The sequence below is a fragment of the Viridibacillus sp. NPDC093762 genome (assembly GCF_050279675.1).
GTDB lineage: Bacteria > Bacillota > Bacilli > Bacillales_A > Planococcaceae > Viridibacillus.
This window is the reverse complement of record NZ_JBNNUK010000002.1, coordinates 306,967-330,072: the sequence shown is the minus strand read 5'-3', so window position 1 is coordinate 330,072 and position 23,106 is coordinate 306,967. Positions and strand designations below refer to the sequence as shown.

Sequence of the window (23,106 nt, the reverse complement as noted above, 5' to 3'; positions counted from 1 at the left end):
AATATTCGAATTCATGGAACACTGGGCTATTTAACACCGGTGGAATTCAAGCAACAGTCCTTATAAAAGTTGTCCAGTTTTGTGTTGACACACCATTGATGCTTTAGTTGGTGATGTGGATAAGAATAGTAAGTTAGATAAGACAATCATTGTTAGTAGTATAGCCTTCATTATTTACCTCCAATTTTTAAAGTTAACGAATGATTCCCCTGATTTTTGTTATGTATACTTGAGTGGTCAATAAATTCGCTAAATTATCTAACGGGTGATTTAGTGGAAGAAGGTGTTTTATACATTACTGAAGAATATATGGGAGAGTAGAATTAAATTTAAAAAGGAAAGATAACAATGACAAAACAATTTTGGATCAACTTGCCAGTTAATGATACAAATAAATCAAAAGAGTTTTATCAAACTTGGATTTTCGACTAATACACCACATGGCAATAGCGATCAAGTACAATTAGTCATCGGAGATAATAATGCTACCTTAATGCTTTTTCCTGTTTCCACATTCGAAAATTTTACCAAACATGAAATAGTCGATACAAAACAAGCTATTGAAGTATTATTTTCAATTGATGCTGAGAGCAAAGAAGAAGTAGATGAAATAGCAAAGAGGGCAGTAAAGGCTGGAGGAACGGATGCGGTTTTGCTGATTTAGATGGTCACCGCTGGAATGTGTTGTATATGGATATGAGCAAGATGCCGAAGGAGTAAGAAATAGAAAGCTAAATTTCTTGTTAAGCTAACGGGGGCTTTGCTGAAACAAAGGTAGAGCACCTTTTTCTTATTCAAGTAACGAGGTAGTTTAGTTGAAGAAAGAACTTAACAATAATTGTAAAACTAAAAATTTAAAGACAGACAGGAGTTATATACGATGATAAAAGGTTTCGGAGGAATATTTTGGAGAACTAAGAATATTGAGGTTGTAAAAAAATGGTACAGTGAAGTGTTGAAGATTGAAATAGATAATTGGAATGGGACTGTGATTAAACCCCAATTAGGAAATGAGACCATCTTTTCTTTCTTTACCGAGGATGACAGTTATTTTCCAATAAAACAACAAGTAATGTTAAATTTCCAAGTACATAGTCTAAACGAGACTATTAAGCATCTTGAACACATTGGTGTACCTCTTGTAAAGAAAAAAGAGATTAGTGAATTTGGAACGTTTATTTGGATTCAAGATCCTGAAGGTCGACTGGTCGAGCTTTGGGAGAAATAGCGGGTTGTATTCATTTGCTATTTAGCTAACGTGTGCGTTAGTAAAAGATCTAGGAGCTGTTCAAACAGCTCTTTTTTTATTCAACTAACGGGGTAGATTAGTTAATAAGAATATAATAAAAAATATGATGAAGTTCGATGGGATTATTTAGTCTGCAAAACAAAGCACAATGATTAAATATTTGTAACAGCAAGTTATTCCAACGTTTAGGAAACGAGGCTATAAGTAAGCGTCAAATAGCGCCCACCTGTCTTTCAGGGGGCGCTTATTATATGCATTATTTAGTTTTATTTGGGACGCGAAACCTATCTCCGTGTCCCGTGCTTGACTTAGTTTAATTCTAAAAATAGTTGTACTAAACGACGGGCCTCATCCGTTGATTTTGTATCCATTAATTGGTTTCTTAGTTCACTTGCGCCTCTAAATCCCTGAATATAGATTTTGAAAAAGCGAAGAAGTGGCTTAAATGGACGAGGTTCGATTTCTTTTGAATATTTATCGTGAAGATCTAATTGTAAAAGTAATAGATTGAGAAACTCTATCATACTATGATCTTTGGGTTCTTTTTCAAATGCGAATGGATTCGTGAAAACGCCGCGGCCAATCATTACGCCATCAATGCCGTATTGTTCTACTAATTTTAAACCTACTGCTCGGTCAGGGATATCTCCGTTAATTGTTAATAACGTATTTGGAGCAATTTCATCTCGAAGTTTTTTTATTTCGGGGATTAGTTCCCAGTGTGCATCTACCTTACTCATTTCTTTTTTCGAACGAAGGTGAATAGAAAGGTTCGCAATATCTTGTTTCAATACATGTCCTAACCAATCGCGCCACTCGTCAATGTCGAGATAACCTAATCTTGTTTTAACGCTAACTGGCAATCCGCCAGCTTTTGCTGCTTGAATGATTTCTGCTGCCACTTCAGGACGTTGGATTAATCCAGCACCTCTTCCTTTTGATGAAACGTTTGGTGCGGGGCAACCCATATTTAAATCAATCCCACGAAAACCAAGTTTTTTCATATCGATACTCATCTGTTCAAAAAGCTCAGGTTTATCGCCCCAAATATGAGCGACAATAGGTTGTTCATCTTCCGTAAACGTTAAACGCCCACGCACACTATCTTTTCCGTCAGGATGACAATAACTTTCTGTATTTGTAAACTCCGTAAAAAATACGTCGGGTTTTGCTGCTTCACTAATGACGTGGCGAAACACAACGTCTGTGACATCTTCCATTGGTGCTAATATAAAAAATGGCTTCGGTAAATCAAGCCAAAAATTATGTTCGTTATTCATTTTATATCCTCCTATTGCAACATATAAAAACAATATTTATCAATTGCAAAATCCTTTACTCATCATACATATTATCATTTCTTGTAGTTCGTTGCACTGTCATATAACTAATCTTGAATTTTCAAAAATGATTTACTAAAACTTTAAATCGCAAAAAATTCTTTTATCTGAGAGTGAAAAATGTTGATCAGAATATGAAGGTATACAGAACTCTATTCATAAAATGTCTTTCCTTATTAATGCAAGATTTTCTAAGGAATTTTCCATTCTAGGTTTAAGTTATTTTGTAGGAAGAATTAATCCTTCAAAGATAATCATATTCCCCCATTTAAAAAGTCAAAATGATTGTGAAGGAATGTACTTAAAGTAACGGGTTACTTTACTTGAAGATTATTGAGTTGCATAGGTAGCCCTTTTTTCCTTATTGAACTAACGGGGCAGGTTACTTCAATAAGAAAAAGGAAAAGGATACAACTAAACGTAAAGATATCTTTACATTCAGGTGTCTTTTTTTATAGTATATGTAAAGATATCTTTACTTCCTGTTTGGAGGGTTGTTAATGAAGGTGATAAATCATATTAGGGAAATTCGACAGAAAAAGGGCATAACACAAGTCAAAATGGCAGAAGACTTACAAATTACACGTCAAACAGTAAATGCAATTGAGAAGAATAAGTATAATCCAAGTTTGGAGTTGGCACTAAAATTAATACAGTATTTTGATGTGCCAATTGAAGAATTATTTTATTTAGAGAAACCGGAGGGGGAATAGCTATGAACAACCAAAAGTTACAAATCACTATTTGGTCTGTTGTGATTGGATGTATGATTATAGGTGGCTATTTAGGTGTGTATATCATAGGAAAAGAAACTGGTGAATACAACTACGAAAATGTTATCGCTATTATAGTGGGTACAGTCTTAGGATTTATTATCTATCTGCTTTTTTCTAAGTGGAATAAAAAAAGAAATGGAAATGTTCCAGATGTTGATGAACGAAGTGTATTACTTATGAAAAGTTATTTAATGGGTGTACTTTACGTTGTTCTTTTTGGAAGTGGTGCTGTTTTATTAATTCTATATTCAATGGGTGTTCATTTTATTGAAACAGGTTTGTTGATTGTATGTATGATGGGATTATATATGTTAATTGGCTTAGGGGCATTTATTACAAAGCGATTATAAAATGTTTATAAGCTAACGGAGGCTTTACTTCAATAAGGTGTAGAGCCTTTTTCTTATACAACTAACGAAGCAGAATAGTTGAAGAATGATTAAAAAAAATAAAAGCCTTATCAACTTACTTGATAAGGCAAAGGTTCACTCTTTTTTAGATTTTTCACGTTCATTCCTTTGTTTTTGCTTTAACCAATAATCGGGTGATTCATAACGAATTAAAGAATAATCAAGTTCATCTCCATTAGTTGCTAATTGAACTAACAAAAATTTTTCCTTATTACTCGGGTGTATATCTGCAATTTTAATGTTTATAACTTCTACTCCTGTTCGTTTAGGTGTTCCAACAACAACAACTTGATTTCCTTTTGTATAAACATCTGTGATATTTGTTTGAAACACTACTATATACAGGTCAAGGTCTGTTTCATTTATATCAGTAGGAAAAGAAATACCTACATTCTGTGTAAAATTTAATTCTTCTGAAATTCCAATGGCATAAAAAGGGAATATGCGGTGAAGAGAATAGTATATTCGAGAAGGAATATAGCTCCATCTTCCAGTCGTGCTATGCCAGTCTTCTTCATATATTGGTCTAATATAGTTCGGTTTGCTTTTTATTACTTTGAAAGGGACTTTTGTTCCTTCTTTTAGCACTTCTGAAATAGGGATGACATCGGTAGGGAAATGCACCTCTGTTCCTTTTTCAAATGGGAAAGGTGAATCAAGAATGGTGGTAGGTTCAGTTGGTTCGAGGCTATCTAAACGTTGTTCCAATTCCTGAATCCGTTTGTGTTCACTTTTATCACTATTCGATTGCGAGATGGATAACTCTATCAATTTTGTATTTAAGGACTTGCTGTAAACAAATAAGCTTAAAATAATTGAAAAACAAATAATATAACCAATCCTTGTTTTTAACATATTCTAATCACCTCAGCATATTGTCTGCTTTTACGAGGGAGTTATGCGTAAGATTAGTTATTAAATCACCAAATATATCAAACTGAAATTACTTCAAATATAGAAGTATCATTAAATGAATGCTTTAAAGTTGCAGTTATATGTGCATATTATAAGAAGCATATATAGAGTTTAAAGTCACACCATTTTGAGATGTTTTCTTCCTATATAAAATTTATTTTATAGAGAATTCATTATACTTATTAAAACAACAGCATGATATAGACAAAACCAAAGAATAAACATAATGGACTATAGAACCAAGTGTCGTATCTAGCAAACTGAGAATGTTTAATTTTTTTAAAAAATCCAACAAACTTAAAATCACCAATTGCCCTAATAATGAAAACTAAAGCACAGACAACACTTCCGATTTTAGATAAACTATTTGCTTGGAACCCCTGCAAATAACCTCCTTGAACAACAAGAATGACACTAGCCAGTAGAATAAGAATGGCTACGAATAATGTTCCCCATATTCTCGGAGTAAAAGCAGGATTATGTTCTCCCTCTTTTACTGGGAGAACAGCGGCAGAACCCCATCGACCTCCAAAAGCCCAATAAATATGCAAAAAACTGATAAACCACAGAAGCCCTACAGCTACTAATATTAATAGTAATTTCATTTATTCGCCCCCAATGTCGTAACTTCAAATGAAACATACACTACCGTATGTTATAGTAAAAATTTTGTCCCTTCAGGTTTTATAACCATTTCAGGGACATTTATTATCGAATAATCAATTATGCCTCGGCATAATTCCGTGACATCCGCCGGAGGCTTTGGGCCAACAGGATGTTGGTTACTTAGGCGTTGCTGCAGGACACGGCGCTTTTAGCCTAAGTTCATCTATTTCAGCGGATGTTTGGACAACCGCTGAAAGAAGTTAAAAGCTCAACCATTTTATCAATATCAAAATTAGGATTTGCTTCAAACCTTGTCATCCATCCTACATACGTTAAATAGGCAAGTCTCGCTCGATCAATTGATTCTGTTTCGTCTATGCCCATTTTTTGATACAATTTTGCAACACAAGAAATTCTCTGTTCTTCAATATCTACTAAACGTGCTGCCACAACAGGATCATATTTAGCCCAAGTATAAATACTATTCTCAATTTTTTTATCTCGATTAAAACTGATCTGTAATAGCTGTTCTAAAGAAGCATCCTGTTGCTCCATACTTTGAACAATCAGCTTTGTTGCATGAACTTCCCAAAAGTCGAGCATAGAATCTAAAAGCTCTTGATGGTCACGAAAATAGTGATAGAAGCTTCCTTTGCTTATTTTTAGCAAACGAGAAAGTGCTTCAATGCGAACTTTATGTATCCCTTCATCAGCTAATTGTTGTAATCCTGCTTTTATCCAATCTTCCCTCGTTAATTGCATATCATCTCTCCAATAAAATACGGTAGCGTATGTTTTATGTTAGATTACTACTATTCTCATTTTTTGTCAAATATTAATTCTGTTTATTTTTATGTTGTTGTTAATCGTAATATTGATCGTCATCACTCTTGGTAAAATTCAAGAACAAACTAAAATCATCTTCACATGTTTGTCGTTATTTTTTCCCTTTTCTCATTTCTTTGTGGGAAAATCCAAGGTTTCCAAGTTACCTTGACCATAATTACAACAACTTAAATGTATTATCAGATTTCTATTTATTCGTTTACAAAAAAAGTTCTCCTTCAGCTAATCGTTGCTTCATTAAATCAGTTTAAGAAATAGATCTATATTAAATAAAACTTTTTGCAAAAGACCCACGTCTTATTACCGTATACAAATTTGATACGTATCAAGGGAGATATATTATGTTTAAAAAATGGAAATTAGAGAAAGAGTATATACGGTTTGTGACTGAAAATCATACAAACCTATATCGCTTTTCATATAGCTATATGAAGAATCAACAAGATGCTTTAGATGTGGTCCAGGAGTCTATTCGAAAAGGACTATGTTCGCTTCATATGCTTGAAGATGAGTCAGTAATGAAAAGTTGGTTTTATCGAATTGTAATCAATACTTCAATTGATAGCATTAGAAAGCAAAAAAAAGTGTTCATTATGGATACAGAAGACGTTGAATTCCATTTACGTGGTGCAACAGATAAATATGAGAATATGGATTTAAAAAAGGCGATTGAATCGCTACCACATTCTTATCGCGTCATTATTATGCTTCGCTTTTTTGAAGATATGAAAATTGAAGAAATAGCCGAGGTATTAGAAGAGAATGTTAATACCATTAAAACAAGATTATATAAAGCACTAAAGCTATTGAGAATAGAATTAATAGAGTGACTCCAGGAGGTTCAAAAGCATGAAGAGAATGAAACAATTGATAAAAGAATATCAAGATATTGAAATACCAGAAGAAATACAAACAGTGATTAAGGACGCATTACATCAAAAGAAGAAAAGTAAAATAAAAAAAGTGTATATAGGAGTCGCAGCTGCCGCTGCTTTATTTATTGCGAGTGTAAATACAAGTTCAACTATTGCATATGCTTTCTCTGATGTTCCGGTTTTAGGAAAAGTTGTGAACTTAATTACGTTTAGAGAGTTTAAAGTTGAAGAGAGTACTTATAAAGCAGACTACAAATTTCCAGAAGTCACATTAGAAAACAAAGAGTTAGAAGACAGTCTAAATGAAAAATATTTAAAAGAAAATGAGCAATCATATCAAGCCTTTTTATCTGATATGAAAGAGATGAAGAAAAATGGCGATGGCCATTTAGGTGAAGAGAGTGGTTATGAAATCAAAACAGATACCAAACAACTTCTTTCTATCGCTAGGTATAATGTGAATACGGTAGGTTCATCATCAACGACAATGAAATTTGATACAATTGACAAAGAGAATCAAATTCTTATAACACTGCCAAGCTTATTTAAGAATGAAAATTATATAAAAGTTATTAGTGAAAATATACAAGAGCAAATGAGAGCACAAATGAAAGAGGATCCCGAATTGACTTATTGGGTAAGCCGATCTGGTGAAGAGTTAGTATTTGATCCGTTTGAAAAGATAGCTAAAGAGCAAAATTTTTATATAAATAAACAAGGGAAATTAGTTATTTCATTTGATAAATATGAAGTTTCTCCTGGTGCTATGGGTGTAGTGGAGTTTATTATTCCAACTGAAGTCATCCAAGATCAATTAGTGAGCAATGAATATTTAAAATAGCCTTTCTTTATTATTTTGTTGATTTCAGCAACTTATCAATTTTGGATAAATAGATATCAAGGAACTTTTAGTAAGGTATCGGGGAGTATATAGGGAAAAACCATGATTACGCTGAATTTGATTTTGACGTTCATCAAGTAGAATATTATTTTTTGTGTCAACTAAGTAGAACTGAAAATCCAATAAAGCCAACAAATTCTGATAGTCATCAGTTTGGTGTTGAGTGGGTTCGTATTGAGGATTTATTAAATTACTGGTTATACCCATAGGATTTAAAAAAATATGCAATTGGATATTTAGTAGAAATAGAATTACAAATGTATTCAATTTTTATCTTGATTTTATACAAAATGAAACAATTGCAACATAAATAAAAGGATTATCTATTACTTAAAATAAAGGTGGAATTTCAATGAATTATTTATCTAAAACAAAAAAGCTATTAATCATGACTACAGTTTCTGCAGCACTGTTAAATGGAGTAAGTGATGTAAGTTTTGCATCTACTGTTGATAATAAAACTATTAATACTAATCAACAGACTAAAGCATCTAAACAAGCAGCTAGTTTACAACAAGTAATGAAACTAGCAAAAAAAGGTGAAAATAAAAACGATCAAGCTGTACTTGGAATTCGTTTAAATACTGTAAAAGAGACTTTAGGAAAACCTGTAAAAGAAATTGAATATAAGGGAGCACATCTTGTTACATATAAGGCTGGAAATTATGAACTAACGTTTGAATTCCTTAGTGTATACAATGATAGGAATGATAAAAATCCAAAAGTAATCAGTTACAATGTCAATCAGACTAAAGCATCTAAACAAGCAGCTAGTTTACAACAAGTAATGAAACTAGCAAAAAAGGGTGAAAATAAAAACGATCAAGCTGTACTTGGAATTCGTTTAAATACTGTAAAAGAGACTTTAGGAAAACCTGCAAAAGAAATTGAATATAAGGGAGCACATCTTGTTACATATAAGGCTGGAAATTATGAACTAACGTTTGAATTCCTTAGTGTATACAATGATAGGAATGATAAAAATCCAAAAGTAATCAGTTACAATGTCAATCAGACTAAAGTATCTAAACAAGCAGCTAGTATACAACAAGTAATGAAACTAGCAAAAAAAGGTGAAAATAAAAACGATCAAGCTGTACTTGGAATTCGTTTAAATACTGTAAAAGAGACTTTAGGAAAACCTGCAAAAGAAATTGAATATAAGGGAGCACATCTTGTTACATATAAGGCTGGAAATTATGAACTAACGTTTGAATTCCTTAGTGTATACAATGATAAGAATGATAAAAATCCAAAAGTAGTTAGTTATAATGTTTATTAGTATAAATTTTTAAACAAGTGAAATGTAGCTGTGTAATAAAGTTATGATGTTTATTCCCTCCCCTTTAGATAATCTTATCTAAGGGGGCTTTTTATGTTTAACAGAAAAAGAACATCTAAAAATGAAAGACGGCTTAAAGAAGGTCGTGGAATAGGAAATGGCACCAGTCTATTGTTTATGAATAATACTTAGCTGAATAAGAATTAAAAAACTTTATTTTCTGTTTTAATTTCTACAATTACACTAAAATGAATATTTTTAAAGAACTTTAATAGGATGTACTAGATTTTAAGTAGTATCTCCTTTGTGTTTTTGAGAGAAGAATTATATAGCTTTATTATCTCTATACAATAAATACAAATGGTTGCTAAACGAACGGGGTGCTTTACTTGATGATCATTGAGCTGTGCAGACAGCTCTTTTTTCTTTCTTAATAAAATAAGGTTTTTTTACATTTTTATGGTATTTTATTTACAGGAGCTTATTCAACTAAAGAGCAGATTTGTTTAAGAAGAAAGGATATTTGGTTAAGCAAGGAGTGGATAGAAATTAGTAAAGACAATGATTCTGTTTTATATCGAGAAGTTCAACGACCAAGACAATTATTATATATCATAGTGATAATTGTGGTTTCAGGCATTTTTTGGTGGGGGTTTATTCAACAGGTTATTTACGGAATTCAATTTGGAGACAAACCGATGTCGGATACTGAGTTGGTAATAGCTTGGGTTTTGTTCGGTTTGATGGTCCCCTTGTTAGCGTTCCAAGTTAAGATGATAACTGAAGTACGTGGAGATGGGGTGTATATAAAATTTGTCCCCTTCCATTTTGAATACCGAGACTTTTGTTATCAAAGTATTCGGGATTATAAAAGTGTTTCTTTTAGTTCGCTAAAACGGTTTGGAGGTTGGGGGATTCGTATAAATCTAAATGGAGAACGCCTTTATAATATAGCAGGAAGCGAGGGTGTCGAATTAAGGTTAGCTTCAGGAGACATTGTTATAATAGGCTCAAAAAATCCTGATGAGCTCAAAAAGGCATTAGATTTATCATTCATAGATCATACTAAATAATCTTCATGAAATTTACCGATTTTCAATTTTTCTTCTTAGACAAACGGAGACTTTTATTGTTCGAATACAGCCGTTTCTCAATGGGATGGCAGTTTTTTTTTACTTCATGCAAAAAATTCACCGTAGTACGATTTGAATTTTGGCAGGCATTAAGCAACATTTGATTTATCTGCTCCTTTTCCGCCATCTTCTTACTAAGAATTGTACTTAAACTAAAGGGGGAGTTTAGTGGAAGAATGAACTAATAAAGGAGAAATAATAGAACAAATAGAAATAGTTATCTAGAGAAAAGGAGGGGTTTCTTTGGAAGATTTTCAAATGGTTGAACTAGATACCGAAATTCTCGAAGGAATGGGGAGTTATTGTCTCAGAAGTAAAAAAAAATCACATGGTTACATAAACAAAAATAAGTGGCTAAACGAAAGTTTCGAGAAAGGTTTAAAGTATATTCAATTAATAGAAAATAAAAAACAAGTAGGTTTTATTGAATATACTGACGCTGAGTTTTCCTCTAGGGTAGTCCACGCTAATAATTATTTGGTAATTCATTGTCTATGGGTAAGTCAAACTGGAAAAGGATACGGGACTAAACTGATTAGTAAATGCCTTCAAGATGCAAAAAGTCATTCCAAGCAAGGTGTAGTAGTGGTTACAAATTCTGAAACTTCTTGGACACCCAGTAAGGATGTTTTTTTAAAGAATCAATTTAAATTGGTAGATACAGCACCTTTTAATTTTGAATTACTTGTTTATCAGTTTGAAAATAGCACCTTACTACCTTTCTTTCCTGTTAATTGGGATGAAAGAATTAACAAATTCGAAAACCTTACTATAGTACGCTCATTTCAATGTCCTTACGTAGAAGTCGCAACGGAAAATATAATTATGGGTGCCTATGAATTGGGGTTAGATGTCAAAATCATTGATTTAAAAAGCAGAGAAGAACTAATGGAGTTATCTCCAACTCCTTATGGGATATTTTCAGTCGTTTACAAGGGGAAACTTATCTCATTTCACAGATTAACCGTCCATTCTGTAATAAAACGGTTGAAAGCGCTTATGTAAATATGAGATCGTGAAGGATTGTAACTAAACTAACGGGGTGCGTTAGGTCAAGAAGGTTATTAATATATCAAACATTAGTATAAAGTATTGAATATATTTCATTAAATAAGAGCATGTTTTGAATAACCTTTTTATTAAAATCAAATTACACAATAAATAACTAGCCACCTTTTTGAATAATCTTTGTTCAAAATGATGGCTTTTTTGTATGTAGCTAAATATACGTTTCAACATGATTTTTTACTAGTTTTATTCTAAAGTGACAAGGGGCTTTTTTTTCTATGAGAAAAGCCCTCTGTAAAAGGGAGGTTATTGCAGTTTACGTACAAAAACAGGTGGTCGTTTCTCTACAAAAGCTCGAACGCCCTCAGGGAAATCAGTTGCATCAACAAACGGTGTGGATCCCTTCCATAAAACAGGGGCTGAATCAACGCATTCCTGTACCGATTGCTTAACAGCAAGTAATGAAGCAGGAGACATTGAACCCACTAATTTACCCATACGAATTGCGTAGCGGTCTAAGTCCTTTTCAGTAACTAAGTAGTTTAACATACCGACGCGAAATGCTTCCTCTGCTTTTAACATGCGCCCAGTAAATACTAAATCTTTCGTCATACTTGGTCCGATTAAGTTGACAAGGCGTTGGGCAAATTTGTTGTTTAGTGTAATTCCTAATTTGCCAACAGGTATGCCAAGTTTAGCCTTATCTGAACCGATACGAATATCACAGGCAAGTGCTAATTCGAGACCTGCACCCATTGCTGGTCCATTGATAACAGCGATTGTTGGAATAGCTAAGCGTTCGATTGTAGAGATTGTTTTTTCCATATGAATAAATGCTTCCTCTGCTTTTTCAAGAGAAATCGAATTGAATTCTTTAATATCAGAGCCGGCAGTGAATTGTTCACCATGACCACGAATAATAAGTACTTTATTTTTGGGATTTTCTAATGTTTGTAGTGCAATTTTACGCAGTTGATCCCACATATTCGCTGTTAATGCGTTTTTAGCTTGTGGGCGGTGAATTGTAATAATCGCAATACCAGCTGTTTCTTGATAAACGATTTTTGCATCCTCTGCTTCAAGTCTTGTAGTTATTACCTTCATTATTATCCCCCTAAATCAATACTTTCTCCTATTATAGTACAGATCATGTATGTTGTAGTCAAAGAGTCTGCAATTGAAAGGAAATACTAATAATTTGTAAAAAAATGCACGGATTATAGCGGGAATTTATTGTGATGGAAAATAGATTGATAGATAACTTGATAAAAAAACCGACCTATTTGGAGTACATCAAATAGGTCGGTTTATGATTAGTTTTTTGGTATTGATAAAAAGGCTATGATAGCAAATAGTGTGCTAGATAATATGATGATGCCCATTGGCCAAGCGTTCATTTCGCCTGCAATTCCTACTAATGGAGAAACAACTGCGCCACCTATAAATGGTAATAATCCAAGTAGTGCTGAGGCACTACCGGCATTATTGCCTTGCTTTTGCATACTTAGTGAGAAGGCGGTTGTTGAGACAATACCTACTGTCGATACGATGATAAATAATGCGATAAGTATGAAAACAAGAGGTAATTTAAATGTAATGACAGATACTAATAGCAGACTTCCTGCAAATGCGATTAAAATTCCAGAAAAAAGTAATTTAATTTCTGCTACTTTTTCAGACAATTTACCGGTCAATTGAGAAGCAAAGATAATACCTATACCGTTAAGTCCAAAAAATAGTGAAAAAGCTTGCGGTGAAAGTCCATAAATTTTTTGCAAAACAAATGGAGATCCGGCTATGTAAGCGAACATGGCTGTCATAATGAATGCTTGAGTTAGAGCTAAACCTATAAATGAGCGATCTTTCACTAAGGAACCGAAAGTTTTGACTGTCGCAAAAACGCCACCTGTCGCTCTTCGTTCCACTGGCAATGTTTCCGGTAAGATAAAGATAACGCTGATAAGCATTAAAATCCCGATGATCGCTAATACGATAAAGACGATAGGCCAAGGAGCGAATTTCAAAACCATTCCACCAAAAATAGGGGCAAGAATTGGTGCAGCACCATTAACTAAAGAAAGTAAAGCTACAAATTTTGTTAAATCTTTGCCATCATACATATCTCTTGCAGAGGCTCTAGCGATAACAATCCCTGCAGCTCCTGAGAAACCTTGAACGAAGCGAAGACCGATTAGCATCCAAATACTACTGCTAAAAGCACAAAGTATTGAAGCAACAGAATAAATAATTAATGTAAATAGTAAAGGTTTTCTACGTCCCTTTATATCACTTAAGGGACCGAATATTAGTTGACCAAAAGCAAGACCTAATAAACAAGCGGTTAAGCTTAATTGTGCAAATGAAGTCGTTGTCCCTAAATCGGTTGCTACTGTTGGTAAAGAGGGTAAATACATATCCATTGAGAGTGGACCAAAGGCTGTTAATGAACCCAAAATGAGAACGATCCACGTTTTAGAAATCGTGCGCTCATTTAATGTTGTTTTTTCCATATTACATCTCCTTCTAAAATACTACGCAAATACTAGTCTACATTAGAATTATGAATAGTGTCTAACATGTTTTAATAAAGGATAAACTTTCTTAAAAATTAAGTGTTTTCATGATAGAATAAGGAGTGATTATTAATGTCTCTTCAATTGTTAGAATTGTTGAGCTGAGCAGAGTATAGGAGGATTTTCTTTGGATTCAAAAAGAGGACAGTGGTCGACGAAAATTGGTTTTATATTATCGTCGGCTGGAGCGGCAATTGGGCTAGGCGCCATTTGGAAGATGCCATATGTAACAGGACAAAGTGGAGGGGGAGCCTTCTTTTTATTATTTGTCATCTTTACATTACTTATTGGTTTACCGATGCTAATTTCAGAATTCATCATTGGTCGCGGAACGGGTGCAGAAGCGATCTCAGCATATAAAAAGCTAGCACCAAAAAGTACATGGGTTTGGATTGGCCGACTTGGAGTAGCAGGCTGTTTCTTATTACTATCTTTTTATAGTGTAGTAGGGGGCTGGATATTAATATATAGTGGTAAGGCTGTTGTCGGAAATGTAATTCAAAGTGGAACTGCGCCAGATCAATTGTTTGGTATGATAACAGGAACACCTTGGATCACATTAGTTGGACTAGCGCTTTTCACACTGATTAATGTGCTTATCATTTCTTTAGGTGTACAAAATGGTATTGAAAAAGCAAATAAATATATGATGCCTTTATTATTTGTTTTCTTCTTCATACTCGTTATTCGAGCATTATTACTTGAAGGTGCAATGGAAGGGGTAAAATTCTTCTTAGCGCCAGATTTTTCTAAGATTACAGGTAAGGCCGTGTTATATGCGCTCGGACAGTCGTTCTTCGCTTTAGCGGTTGGTTTTTCTTGTATGGTAACGTATAGTTCGTATTTGAAAAAAGATGAGAGTTTACCTAATTCAGCAGGGTCTGTCGTACTAATGAATATTTTTGTATCATTACTTGCAGGGCTAGCGATCTTCCCAGTCGTTTTTGCATTTGGTTTTGAACCAGCAGAAGGGCCCGGTTTATTGTTTATGGTGTTGCCTTCAGTATTTAGTCAAATGCCATTTGGTGAACTATTCTTAGCGATATTCTTATTACTGTTTTTATTCGCCACACTTACTTCGTCATTTAGTTTATATGAAATTATCGTAGCAGCTTTAGTAGAGAAGTGGCCGAATGCTAGAAGAAATATTGCATTTGCTTTAGGTGTAGTCGTATTTATTGCTTCTATTCCAGCGGCATTATCATCTAGCAGTTTAAGTGATTTTACAATTTTCGGAAAGAATATTTTTGATGCGACAGATTATTTAGTCAGTAATATTATGCTGCCATTGGGCAACTTACTAATTGCCATTTTTATCATCCATAAAGTAAAGAAATCATTTGTGAAAGATGAGTTTATGCAAGGTGGTAAGTTATCGCCCATGTATTTTAATACGTGGAAATTCTTAATGACTTGGGTAGTGCCAATCATTATTACTATCGTATTTGTCTATTCTATAACTCAATATTAAGCACATTAAAAAAATCTAAGCAATGGAAATTTGGCTTAGGTTTTTTTATAAAAAAAAATGTGTTAACCTAAATTTAAAAAAGGTTTACAAAAAGACATAAAAGTTTTATTATCATAATTGTGTACGATAATCACCATTAAATTGAATTCTATTAATGTCGTTCACGACTCTTCAAAGCGCTTTGAAATGATTCACATTGTCGACGATGTGAGAATTGTACATAAATCTACTATAACGGAGATGAAATGATTGAATACAAAAGATATGGTGATGGCCGCTCTTTTTGCTGCAGTAATTGCAGTTCTAGGACTTATACCACCGATACCATTATCATTTATACCTGTACCGATTACAGCACAAACTTTAGGCATTATGCTTGCAGGAAGCTTTTTAGGACGTAAAGTAGGTACTTTAAGTGTTTTAGTTTTTCTAGCATTAGTTGCATTAGGTACTCCACTCTTATCAGGTGGACGTGGAGGTCCTTCAGTTTTTATGGGACCATCAGTTGGTTATTTAATAAGTTGGCCAATCGCAGCTTTCGCTATCGGATATTTAACAGAAAAATTTTGGGACAATATGAAATTGTGGAAGTTGATAATAGTAAACTTCGTTGGAGGTGTTCTATTAATTAATATCATTGGAGCACCGGTAATGGCTATTATGACTGACACGTCTATTTGGGCAAGTATTACAGGGTCGCTAGCATTTTTACCTGGAGATTCGATTAAAGCAGTAGTTGCAGCAATGATTGCAGTTCAGTTAAAAGCTGTGAGTCCTATAAAGAAAAAAACACCTGTAATATCACAAAATATGCAGCATTCCAATTAAAAACGTGTAAGAGGAGATAAGCACTTCTCCTCTTATTTTTTAAATTATTTAGTTTATAGAGTGAGGTAATTCTATGAATATTGTCGATCAAATAAGAGATTATGCACAAACAACTCCTGATAAAATAGCTATTCAATATAACGAGATTGCCATTACATATAAAGACTTCATCAATTGTATCCATCAAGTTGGGAATGGGCTATTAAGTAAAAGTACTGAAAAAAATAATAAAGTAGCAATTTTCATGCACAATAAAGTGGAATTTCTTGAAGTTTTCCTTGGCGCGATTTCAGCAGGATACATACCTATTCCCATGGATCCAAAATGGAGTGGTAAGGAGATTTGCTATGTATTAAGTATTTGTGAACCAACAGTACTTTTTATTGATGAGGAATTTAAGGGGAAGGTATTGAACGTACATTATCCTGTCATTGTTGTAGGAGGGAATTATACTGAGTGGAGACAGCAGTTTAGTACAAGAATTCCTACCATATTACATCAACCAACGACACTATTCATAGGTTTTACATCTGGTACAACAGGTGATCCTAAAGGTTTCGTACGTTCTCACCATTCGTGGATTGAAAGTTGTTATGCAACAAAAGAAGCGTTTTTAATGAAACAACAAGACCACGTTATTGCGCCAGGACCTCTCGTACATTCTATGTCACTTTTCGCCGCTTTTAATACGCTATTCATTGGGGCTACCTTCCATTTAATTGATAAATTTTCTCCGGTAAAGGTAGTGCAAGTAATGCAAAAAGTAGAAAATACAGTGCTTTATTTAGTTCCAACGATGATAGAAGGCATACTTTCTTATTTAAGAGAACATACAGTCAACTTATTAGAGCCTAAATCTATTATTTCCTCTGGAGCAAAATGGACTGAGGAGTCTAAATTAGAAACCCGAGAATTATTTAGAAATAGTCATGTTTTCGAGTTTTATGGATCTTCTGAAGCAAGTTATATTGCGTATTTACCCGCTACTGAACAAATCATTAAACCAAAATCAGTAGGTAAACCTTTTCCAAAAGTAAAGATTTCAATTCGTCATGATGATGGAACGGAAGTAGAACCTGGTGAGATAGGTCAATTATTTGTTTCAAGTGATATGGTGTTTGATTGCTATTTTAAAAATGAAATAGAAACGGACAAAGTATTGCAAGGAAGTTGGTTAGCACTTGGAGATTATGCTTTAAAGGATAAGGAAGGCTATTTATACATTGTTGGTAGAGTGAAAAATATGATGATAACAGGTGGGCTAAATGTATTTCCAGAGGAAATTGAGGATGTATTACGTTCATTAGATGAAGTATCTGAAGTTTTGGTATTTGGTCAACCTGATACGTATTGGGGTGAAAAAATCGTAGCTATCATTCAATGGAAATCGAACAAAGAGCTGTCAAATCCGCAAATTAAAGAGTATTGTAGGAAGCATTTAGCAACTTATAAAATACCTCGAATTATAAAGTCAGTAAATGATTTCCAATATACGGGTAGTGGGAAAATTGCTAGAGATAAGATGCAAAAACAGATAGTGGAGGCTTGATAATATGACAGAAGCATTTATCGTACTAGCTAAACGAAGCCCAATCGGCAAACTTGGCGGTGTCTTAAAGGACATTGAACCGGAGGATTTGTTAGCACAAGTAATTGAAAATATGGTGAGCGAATACAATTTACCAGTTAAAGAAATTGATGACGTCATTATAGGAAATACAATTGGACCTGGTGGTAATATTGCGCGTCTGGCCTTACTAACAGCAAATCTACCTATAGAAGTCCCTGGAGTGACAGTGGATCGTCAATGTGGGTCTGGATTAGAAGCAATTAATATCGCAGCTCGTCTCATTCAAAGTGGTGCAGGCCATATGTATTTAGCTGGTGGAGTAGAGAGTGTAAGTAGAGCGCCTTGGCGTATGAAGAAACCTTCATCTCTGTATAGTAATAGTGCTCCAGAAATATATATGCGTTCAAAATTTTCGCCAGATACTATCGGAGATCCTGAAATGGGTATTGCAGCTGAAAATGTAGCTGAGCAATACAACATTTTACGTGAAGAAATGGATAGCTATGCATATGAAAGCCATCAAAAGGCGCTTGCAACAGATTTTGCACCAGAGATTGTACCGATAACTTATAAATCCAGAAATGAAATCGTTACTGTATTGGAAGATGAATGCCCACGGAAAACAACAAATATTGAAAAGCTTGCAACACTTAAACCGATTTTCAAAGAAGGTGGCGTTGTGACTGCAGGAAATGCATGTCCAGTAAACGACGGTGCAGCTGTTGGATTACTGGTTTCTGGAGATAAATGTAAAGAACTTGGTTTGCAACCTGTTATGAAATTCGTTGACGCAGTTGCAGCTGGGGTAGATCCGAATTATTTAGGGATAGGTCCAGTTCCTGCTGTTGAGAAATTATTAGTCAGAAATCAATTACATATTGATTCAATTGACCAAATTGAATTTAATGAAGCTTTTGCATCACAGGTACTGGCTTCATTAAAATGTTTGAACATATCAAAAACAAAAGTAAATGCGGGAGGAGGAGCTATTGCATTAGGTCATCCTTATGGTGCATCGGGAGCTATATTAGTTACACGTTTGTTCGCTCAAATGCAGAAACAAACTATTAAAAAAGCAATTGCTACTTTGGGAATTGGTGGAGGACAAGGACTCGCAACATTATTTGAAGGAGTGAACTAGTCATGTCTTTTAATGCTGGAATGACTTCGGATTTTTTTTATGTAACTGTGAAGCATCAAGATATTCAAAACTTTGCGAGAAGTATACAAAACAAAAACCCACTACATTTCGATGTGTATGCAGCAAAAAATGCAGGTTTTCCTGATCTTCTAGCTCCTCCAACATATCCTATATTATTTTGGCAAATAGCGAAATTAGATTGGCTGGATCAATTGGATGTGCCGTTAATACATGGAGAACAAAAGTTTACCTATATAAAACCAATTGTTGCAGGTGATACATATATATGTAAAATCGATTTAAAAGAAGTGAAGAAAAAGCAAGGTTCTACAGGGGTTCTTTGGATATTGAATCATGTACTTGAAGGTTATCAAAATGATGAGTTATCTTTCACATCAGAAACTACTTTAATTATACGAGAATTTCAGGGAAATGAGGTGGAGTAAATGGTTTCGTTCACAAGAGGTGATTATGTTTGTGAAAATGAAAGCGTTATTATTTCAGCAAATGATGTAAAGAATTATGCTGAAACTTCAAATGATTTTAATGCGATTCATTTAGATTTTCAAAGTGCAGTAGAAGCAGGGTTTGAAAGGGAAATTGTACATGGCATGCTTGTAATGGGAATAGCAGAAAGTAGATTGTCTTATGTTTTTCCAACTAGCTTTGTTGTCTCTTATGAAACGAAATTTCTTCAACCAGTATTGGTTGAAGAATTATTAACGATTTCATATGTAGTAATAGAAGAAGAGCTAGATAATATTACAATTAAAATAGAGGTAGCTAAAGAAAATGGAAAAGTAGCAATTATTGGTGTCATCCAATTTGCAAATGTTGGAGGGTGAGGAAATGCTACTAGAAAAAGTGGTTTTAATAACGGGTTCCACAAGAGGAATTGGTAGAAGTATGGCAATTCAAATGGCTAAAGAAGGTGCTTTAATTGCCGTAAATGGTACTAATACGAATGATGTTAAAGCCGTAGTAGATGATATTAAAAAAAGAGGCGGTCAAGCAGTTGGTATTTGTGAGAGTGTTGCTTCAATAGATGGCGCTGAACGAATTGTAAATAAAACTTTAGAGAAATTTGGGAAATTAGATATTCTCATTAATAATGCAGGTATAACGAGAGATCAATTGCTTGTGAAAATGTCAGACCAATCTTGGAAAGACGTGTTAGACGTCCATTTGACAGGCACTTTTGCGTGTACAAGGGCAGCTGTTCAACATTTGAAAAGTCGGGGTGAAGGGGGATGTATTATTAATTTGACATCAACTGCGGGCTTGATGGGAACAGTTGGTCAAGTAAATTATAGTGCAGCAAAAGCGGGTATTTTAGGAATCACATTTACATTAGCAGAAGAATTAAAACGTTATGGTATTCGAGTTAATGCAATAGCACCAGCCGCTTTAACAGATATGACAAAACCGGTCATCGAACGTATTCAAACAAAGTGCAAGGAAGAAAATAAAGAGTTTCCGGATTATTGGAAAGTAGGTTCTCCCGAAGATGTAGCAAATTTAGCTACTTTATTAGCTAGTAATAACAGTACTGTAACCGGTAAAGTTTTTTCGGTTAATGGTTCAAAAATCGGTATTTGGGAAAAGCCCTCACATACAGAACTTTCAATAGAGGAATTAAAAAATATAGTTAGTTACTAGAGATTGATAAAAAGAGGGTGCATGTTTTGCTAAGATTTGATAATGTGTCATTTGCATATGGACAACATTTAGTATTGAAAAATATTTCACTACAAATTAATGAGGGTGAATTTCTAACGATTGTAGGTCCAAATGGCTCTGGAAAATCGACTCTATCAAAATTGGCGAATGGGCTTATCCAACCTCATCTCGGCCAAGTTTTTGTAGATGGGGAAATGACACAAAAGCCAAAAAGTTTAAGAGAAATCAGACGACTTGTTGGTATGATTTTTCAAAATCCAGATGATCAATTTATAACAACGACAGTTTTTGATGAAATTATTTTTGGTTTAGAGAATATTGGGGTAGATCCAGACAATATGAATTCAATTGCTGAGAACGCATTAAAGAAGGTTGATATGCTTTCATATAGAGGAGTAGAACCTCATAAGCTTTCAGGTGGTCAAAAACAGCGTGTAGCTATAGCTGCAATATTAGCGATGAAGCCAAAATATATCGTATTTGATGAATCAACAGCTATGCTTGATCCAAAAGGCAGGCAGAATATTATTACACTTATGCAACAACTACATACAGAAGGAATTACTATCATTCACATTACTCATCACATGGAAGAAGTACTAGTGGCAACAAGGGTACTTGTATTAAAAGATGGTCTTATTGTGGCAGATGGGACCCCCGCATCTATTTTTCATAATAGTAGTGTTATTGAAAGTAATGAATTGGAAGTGCCTCTTGCTCTGAAATTAAAACAAAGCTTACGTTCAACGGGCATTAAAGTACCTGAACAGATAATGACTTTGGAAGGGGTTGTTGATTATTTATGGACATCAAGTTAGAAAGAGCCTCTTATATTTATCCGAACTTTTCAATTAATAGTCACGAAAACTTGCGAAATATAAATATATCAATTGAAACGGGTAAGTGGATATCTGTTATAGGTCATACTGGTTCAGGGAAATCTACATTAATGAAGTTATTAAAAGGCTTAATTGCTCCGACTAATGGTCATTTATTGATTAATGGAAGAGTAAATGAACTTTCTAAAAAAGGCAAAGCTCAAATTATTCACGATATCGGATTGGTATTTCAGTATCCTGAACATCAATTATTTGAAACAACTGTCATAAAAGACTTAGTATTTGGCCCGAAAAATCAAGGTATTGAAATGAAGGAAGCCATTAAGAGAGCGGAAGATATGATACAACTAGTAGGCCTATCCGAAGAGTACTTTCAAAAAGCACCTTTACAATTAAGTGGGGGAGAAAAACGACGTGTGGCGATAGCTACTGTTCTTATGATGAATCCTGAGGTTCTTATTTTAGATGAACCCACTGCTGGACTAGATCCACTTGGAAGTAAACTTATTTTACAATTGATACATGATTGGTATAAAGCTGGGGACGGACATCGTACAGTTATATTCGTGACACACGAGATGAATGAAGTTGCTGAGTATTCAGATGAAGTACTCGTGATGAACAATGGGGAGATAGCTTTCCAAGAAAGTCCGCTTTCACTTTTTCTGAACCATGATTATGAATTAAAGGAATTCGGATTAGATATTCCAGATACCGTAAAACTACTACAACTAATTGAGCAACGTTTTGGTGATTATATTGAAGTAGCGTCTTTACAGGAAGAAGTTGTTCTAAAGGATGTAATAGCTTATTTTCAGAAACAAGGGGCTGAAATTTTGTGATTGAAAATGTATTGATTGGACAGTTTATTGATGCATCTTCTATTTTCCATCGTCTAGATCCACGCTCAAAATTAATAAGCTTATTTTGTATCGTAATTGCATTCTTATTAATAGATAATATAGCAGGATATTTACTAGCTAGTTTTTTAGTAGTTGGCTGTATTACTTTTTCACATATTCCATTGCGCTTTTTTCTAAAGGGTTTAAAGCCAATTTTATTTATTCTAGCATTTACGGTTATCTATCATATTTTGTTCACTAAAGGCGAGAATTTACTATTTCAGTACGGTGTTTTGTCTATATATAAAGAGAGCATTATAGATGGGGTTCGCATAGTGTTACGAATATTATTACTCGTATTAATTACTTCTTTGTTAACCTTAACAACGAAGCCACTGGACTTAGCTCATGGATTTGAAATACTTTGCAAACCATTGAAACGATTGCATTTTCCAGTAGAGCAATTTTCATTAATGCTAGCTATAACATTACGCTTTATACCTACAATAGTAATGGAGTTGGACAAAATAATAGACGCTCAAAAAGCAAGAGGTGTTAATTTCGAAGATAAATCATTTGTGAAAAAGGTATTTAGTTATATACCTATCATTGTCCCTCTTTTGTTTACTTCAATTCAAAGAGCGGAAAATTTGGCAAATGCTATCGACGCTAGAGCTTATGGAGATGGAAGTGGACGAACACGTTTTAAGGTTTTACATTTTGAGAACCGAGATTATCTAGTGATTGGGGCAAGTCTTTTATTAGTTGGTATTTTTTTCTTGCTAAGAATGGTCGGAGGTTAGAAAGTGAAAGTGTATGGA

At 34.1% G+C, this 23,106-nt stretch carries 26 protein-coding genes; 20 read left to right on the top strand and 6 right to left on the bottom strand.

All coding sequences use genetic code 11. From position 1 onward, the window contains the following. The first annotated feature begins 3 nt into the window (after nt 1–3). From ACQKM9_RS05475 to ACQKM9_RS05465, 3 genes are all read left to right on the top strand, one after another. A complete protein-coding gene (locus ACQKM9_RS05475; RefSeq protein WP_427417267.1) occupies nt 4–66 on the top strand; it encodes a hypothetical protein in 63 nt (20 codons plus the stop codon). Nucleotides 67–382: 316 nt separating this feature from the next. Beyond that, entirely contained in the window at nt 383–664 is a 282-nt protein-coding gene (locus ACQKM9_RS05470; protein ID WP_427733382.1) for a VOC family protein, read from the top strand. Between the two features lie 216 nt (nt 665–880). Continuing rightward, nucleotides 881–1,228, top strand: coding sequence for a VOC family protein (locus ACQKM9_RS05465; protein WP_427733381.1), 348 nt, complete (start codon nt 881–883; stop codon nt 1,226–1,228). Nucleotides 1,229–1,557: 329 nt separating this feature from the next. Here ACQKM9_RS05465 and ACQKM9_RS05460 read toward each other — a convergent pair whose 3' ends face one another. After that, nucleotides 1,558–2,529, bottom strand: coding sequence for a tRNA dihydrouridine synthase (locus tag ACQKM9_RS05460; RefSeq protein WP_427733380.1), 972 nt, complete (start codon nt 2,527–2,529; stop codon nt 1,558–1,560). Between the two features lie 560 nt (nt 2,530–3,089). Here ACQKM9_RS05460 and ACQKM9_RS05455 point away from each other — a divergent pair. Then, nucleotides 3,090–3,302 (top strand): helix-turn-helix transcriptional regulator, encoded by a 213-nt coding sequence (locus ACQKM9_RS05455; protein WP_427733379.1) that lies wholly within the window; start codon nt 3,090–3,092, stop codon nt 3,300–3,302. 2 nt (nt 3,303–3,304) lie between these two features. Beyond that, the gene (locus ACQKM9_RS05450) at nt 3,305–3,715 is read left to right on the top strand and encodes a hypothetical protein (protein WP_427733378.1); all 411 of its coding nucleotides are present in this window, start codon (nt 3,305–3,307) and stop codon (nt 3,713–3,715) included. Nucleotides 3,716–3,850: 135 nt separating this feature from the next. On the opposite strand, the gene ACQKM9_RS05445 is transcribed toward ACQKM9_RS05450, so the two are convergent. The 3 genes from ACQKM9_RS05445 to ACQKM9_RS05435 all read right to left on the bottom strand — a co-directional run bounded on the left by ACQKM9_RS05445 (nt 3,851) and on the right by ACQKM9_RS05435 (nt 6,058). After that, nucleotides 3,851–4,630 carry a hypothetical protein gene (locus ACQKM9_RS05445; protein WP_427733377.1) on the bottom strand — a complete coding sequence of 260 codons (780 nt, stop codon included), beginning with the start codon at nt 4,628–4,630 and terminating at the stop codon, nt 3,851–3,853. A 242-nt stretch (nt 4,631–4,872) separates the two neighbouring features. Next, nucleotides 4,873–5,295 (bottom strand): DUF3995 domain-containing protein, encoded by a 423-nt coding sequence (locus ACQKM9_RS05440; RefSeq protein WP_427733376.1) that lies wholly within the window; start codon nt 5,293–5,295, stop codon nt 4,873–4,875. A 229-nt stretch (nt 5,296–5,524) separates the two neighbouring features. Then, on the bottom strand, nt 5,525–6,058 hold the full coding sequence (locus ACQKM9_RS05435; protein WP_427733375.1) for a TetR/AcrR family transcriptional regulator: 534 nt from the start codon (nt 6,056–6,058) through the stop codon (nt 5,525–5,527). A 425-nt stretch (nt 6,059–6,483) separates the two neighbouring features. Here ACQKM9_RS05435 and ACQKM9_RS05430 point away from each other — a divergent pair, with 425 nt between their 5' ends. The 5 genes from ACQKM9_RS05430 to ACQKM9_RS05410 all read left to right on the top strand — a co-directional run bounded on the left by ACQKM9_RS05430 (nt 6,484) and on the right by ACQKM9_RS05410 (nt 11,338). After that, on the top strand, nt 6,484–6,972 hold the full coding sequence (locus tag ACQKM9_RS05430; protein WP_427733374.1) for an RNA polymerase sigma factor: 489 nt from the start codon (nt 6,484–6,486) through the stop codon (nt 6,970–6,972). Nucleotides 6,973–6,991: 19 nt separating this feature from the next. Next, on the top strand, nt 6,992–7,858 hold the full coding sequence (locus ACQKM9_RS05425; protein WP_427733373.1) for a DUF3298 domain-containing protein: 867 nt from the start codon (nt 6,992–6,994) through the stop codon (nt 7,856–7,858). 412 nt (nt 7,859–8,270) lie between these two features. Further along, nucleotides 8,271–9,200, top strand: a complete 930-nt coding sequence (locus ACQKM9_RS05420; protein ID WP_427733372.1) for a DUF4309 domain-containing protein — start codon at nt 8,271–8,273, stop codon at nt 9,198–9,200. Between the two features lie 500 nt (nt 9,201–9,700). Then, nucleotides 9,701–10,273, top strand: a complete 573-nt coding sequence (locus tag ACQKM9_RS05415; protein ID WP_427733396.1) for a DUF6141 family protein — start codon at nt 9,701–9,703, stop codon at nt 10,271–10,273. Nucleotides 10,274–10,576: 303 nt separating this feature from the next. Beyond that, nucleotides 10,577–11,338 (top strand): GNAT family N-acetyltransferase, encoded by a 762-nt coding sequence (locus tag ACQKM9_RS05410; RefSeq protein WP_427733371.1) that lies wholly within the window; start codon nt 10,577–10,579, stop codon nt 11,336–11,338. A gap of 309 nt (nt 11,339–11,647) precedes the next feature. Here ACQKM9_RS05410 and ACQKM9_RS05405 read toward each other — a convergent pair whose 3' ends face one another. Both ACQKM9_RS05405 and ACQKM9_RS05400 read right to left on the bottom strand, forming a co-directional pair. Further along, entirely contained in the window at nt 11,648–12,445 is a 798-nt protein-coding gene (locus ACQKM9_RS05405) for an enoyl-CoA hydratase/isomerase family protein (RefSeq protein WP_427733370.1), read from the bottom strand. Nucleotides 12,446–12,654: 209 nt separating this feature from the next. Next, the gene (locus ACQKM9_RS05400; protein WP_427733369.1) at nt 12,655–13,851 is read right to left on the bottom strand and encodes a multidrug effflux MFS transporter; all 1,197 of its coding nucleotides are present in this window, start codon (nt 13,849–13,851) and stop codon (nt 12,655–12,657) included. 190 nt (nt 13,852–14,041) lie between these two features. On the opposite strand from ACQKM9_RS05400, the gene ACQKM9_RS05395 reads away from it, so the two are divergent. From ACQKM9_RS05395 to ACQKM9_RS05350, 10 genes are all read left to right on the top strand, one after another. Then, complete coding sequence (locus tag ACQKM9_RS05395) at nt 14,042–15,385, top strand: sodium-dependent transporter (RefSeq protein WP_427733368.1); 1,344 nt, start codon at nt 14,042–14,044, stop codon at nt 15,383–15,385. A gap of 249 nt (nt 15,386–15,634) precedes the next feature. Then, nucleotides 15,635–16,213 carry a biotin transporter BioY gene (locus tag ACQKM9_RS05390; protein ID WP_427733367.1) on the top strand — a complete coding sequence of 193 codons (579 nt, stop codon included), beginning with the start codon at nt 15,635–15,637 and terminating at the stop codon, nt 16,211–16,213. Nucleotides 16,214–16,286: 73 nt separating this feature from the next. Next, the gene (locus ACQKM9_RS05385; protein ID WP_427733366.1) at nt 16,287–17,762 is read left to right on the top strand and encodes an AMP-binding protein; all 1,476 of its coding nucleotides are present in this window, start codon (nt 16,287–16,289) and stop codon (nt 17,760–17,762) included. 4 nt (nt 17,763–17,766) lie between these two features. Next, complete coding sequence (locus ACQKM9_RS05380) at nt 17,767–18,924, top strand: thiolase family protein (protein WP_427733365.1); 1,158 nt, start codon at nt 17,767–17,769, stop codon at nt 18,922–18,924. A gap of 2 nt (nt 18,925–18,926) precedes the next feature. After that, nucleotides 18,927–19,370 (top strand): FAS1-like dehydratase domain-containing protein, encoded by a 444-nt coding sequence (locus ACQKM9_RS05375; protein WP_427733363.1) that lies wholly within the window; start codon nt 18,927–18,929, stop codon nt 19,368–19,370. Beyond that, nucleotides 19,371–19,769, top strand: coding sequence for a MaoC family dehydratase (locus tag ACQKM9_RS05370; RefSeq protein WP_427733361.1), 399 nt, complete (start codon nt 19,371–19,373; stop codon nt 19,767–19,769). 4 nt (nt 19,770–19,773) lie between these two features. Beyond that, complete coding sequence (locus ACQKM9_RS05365; RefSeq protein WP_427733359.1) at nt 19,774–20,583, top strand: SDR family NAD(P)-dependent oxidoreductase; 810 nt, start codon at nt 19,774–19,776, stop codon at nt 20,581–20,583. A gap of 26 nt (nt 20,584–20,609) precedes the next feature. Next, nucleotides 20,610–21,422, top strand: a complete 813-nt coding sequence (locus ACQKM9_RS05360; RefSeq protein WP_427733357.1) for an energy-coupling factor transporter ATPase — start codon at nt 20,610–20,612, stop codon at nt 21,420–21,422. Beyond that, on the top strand, nt 21,407–22,285 hold the full coding sequence (locus ACQKM9_RS05355; RefSeq protein WP_427733355.1) for an ATP-binding cassette domain-containing protein: 879 nt from the start codon (nt 21,407–21,409) through the stop codon (nt 22,283–22,285). Before ACQKM9_RS05360 ends, ACQKM9_RS05355 begins: the two co-directional genes overlap by 16 nt. Further along, nucleotides 22,282–23,088, top strand: coding sequence for an energy-coupling factor transporter transmembrane component T family protein (locus ACQKM9_RS05350; RefSeq protein WP_427733353.1), 807 nt, complete (start codon nt 22,282–22,284; stop codon nt 23,086–23,088). The genes ACQKM9_RS05355 and ACQKM9_RS05350 overlap by 4 nt, the downstream gene beginning before the upstream one ends. Nucleotides 23,089–23,106 lie beyond the last annotated feature (18 nt).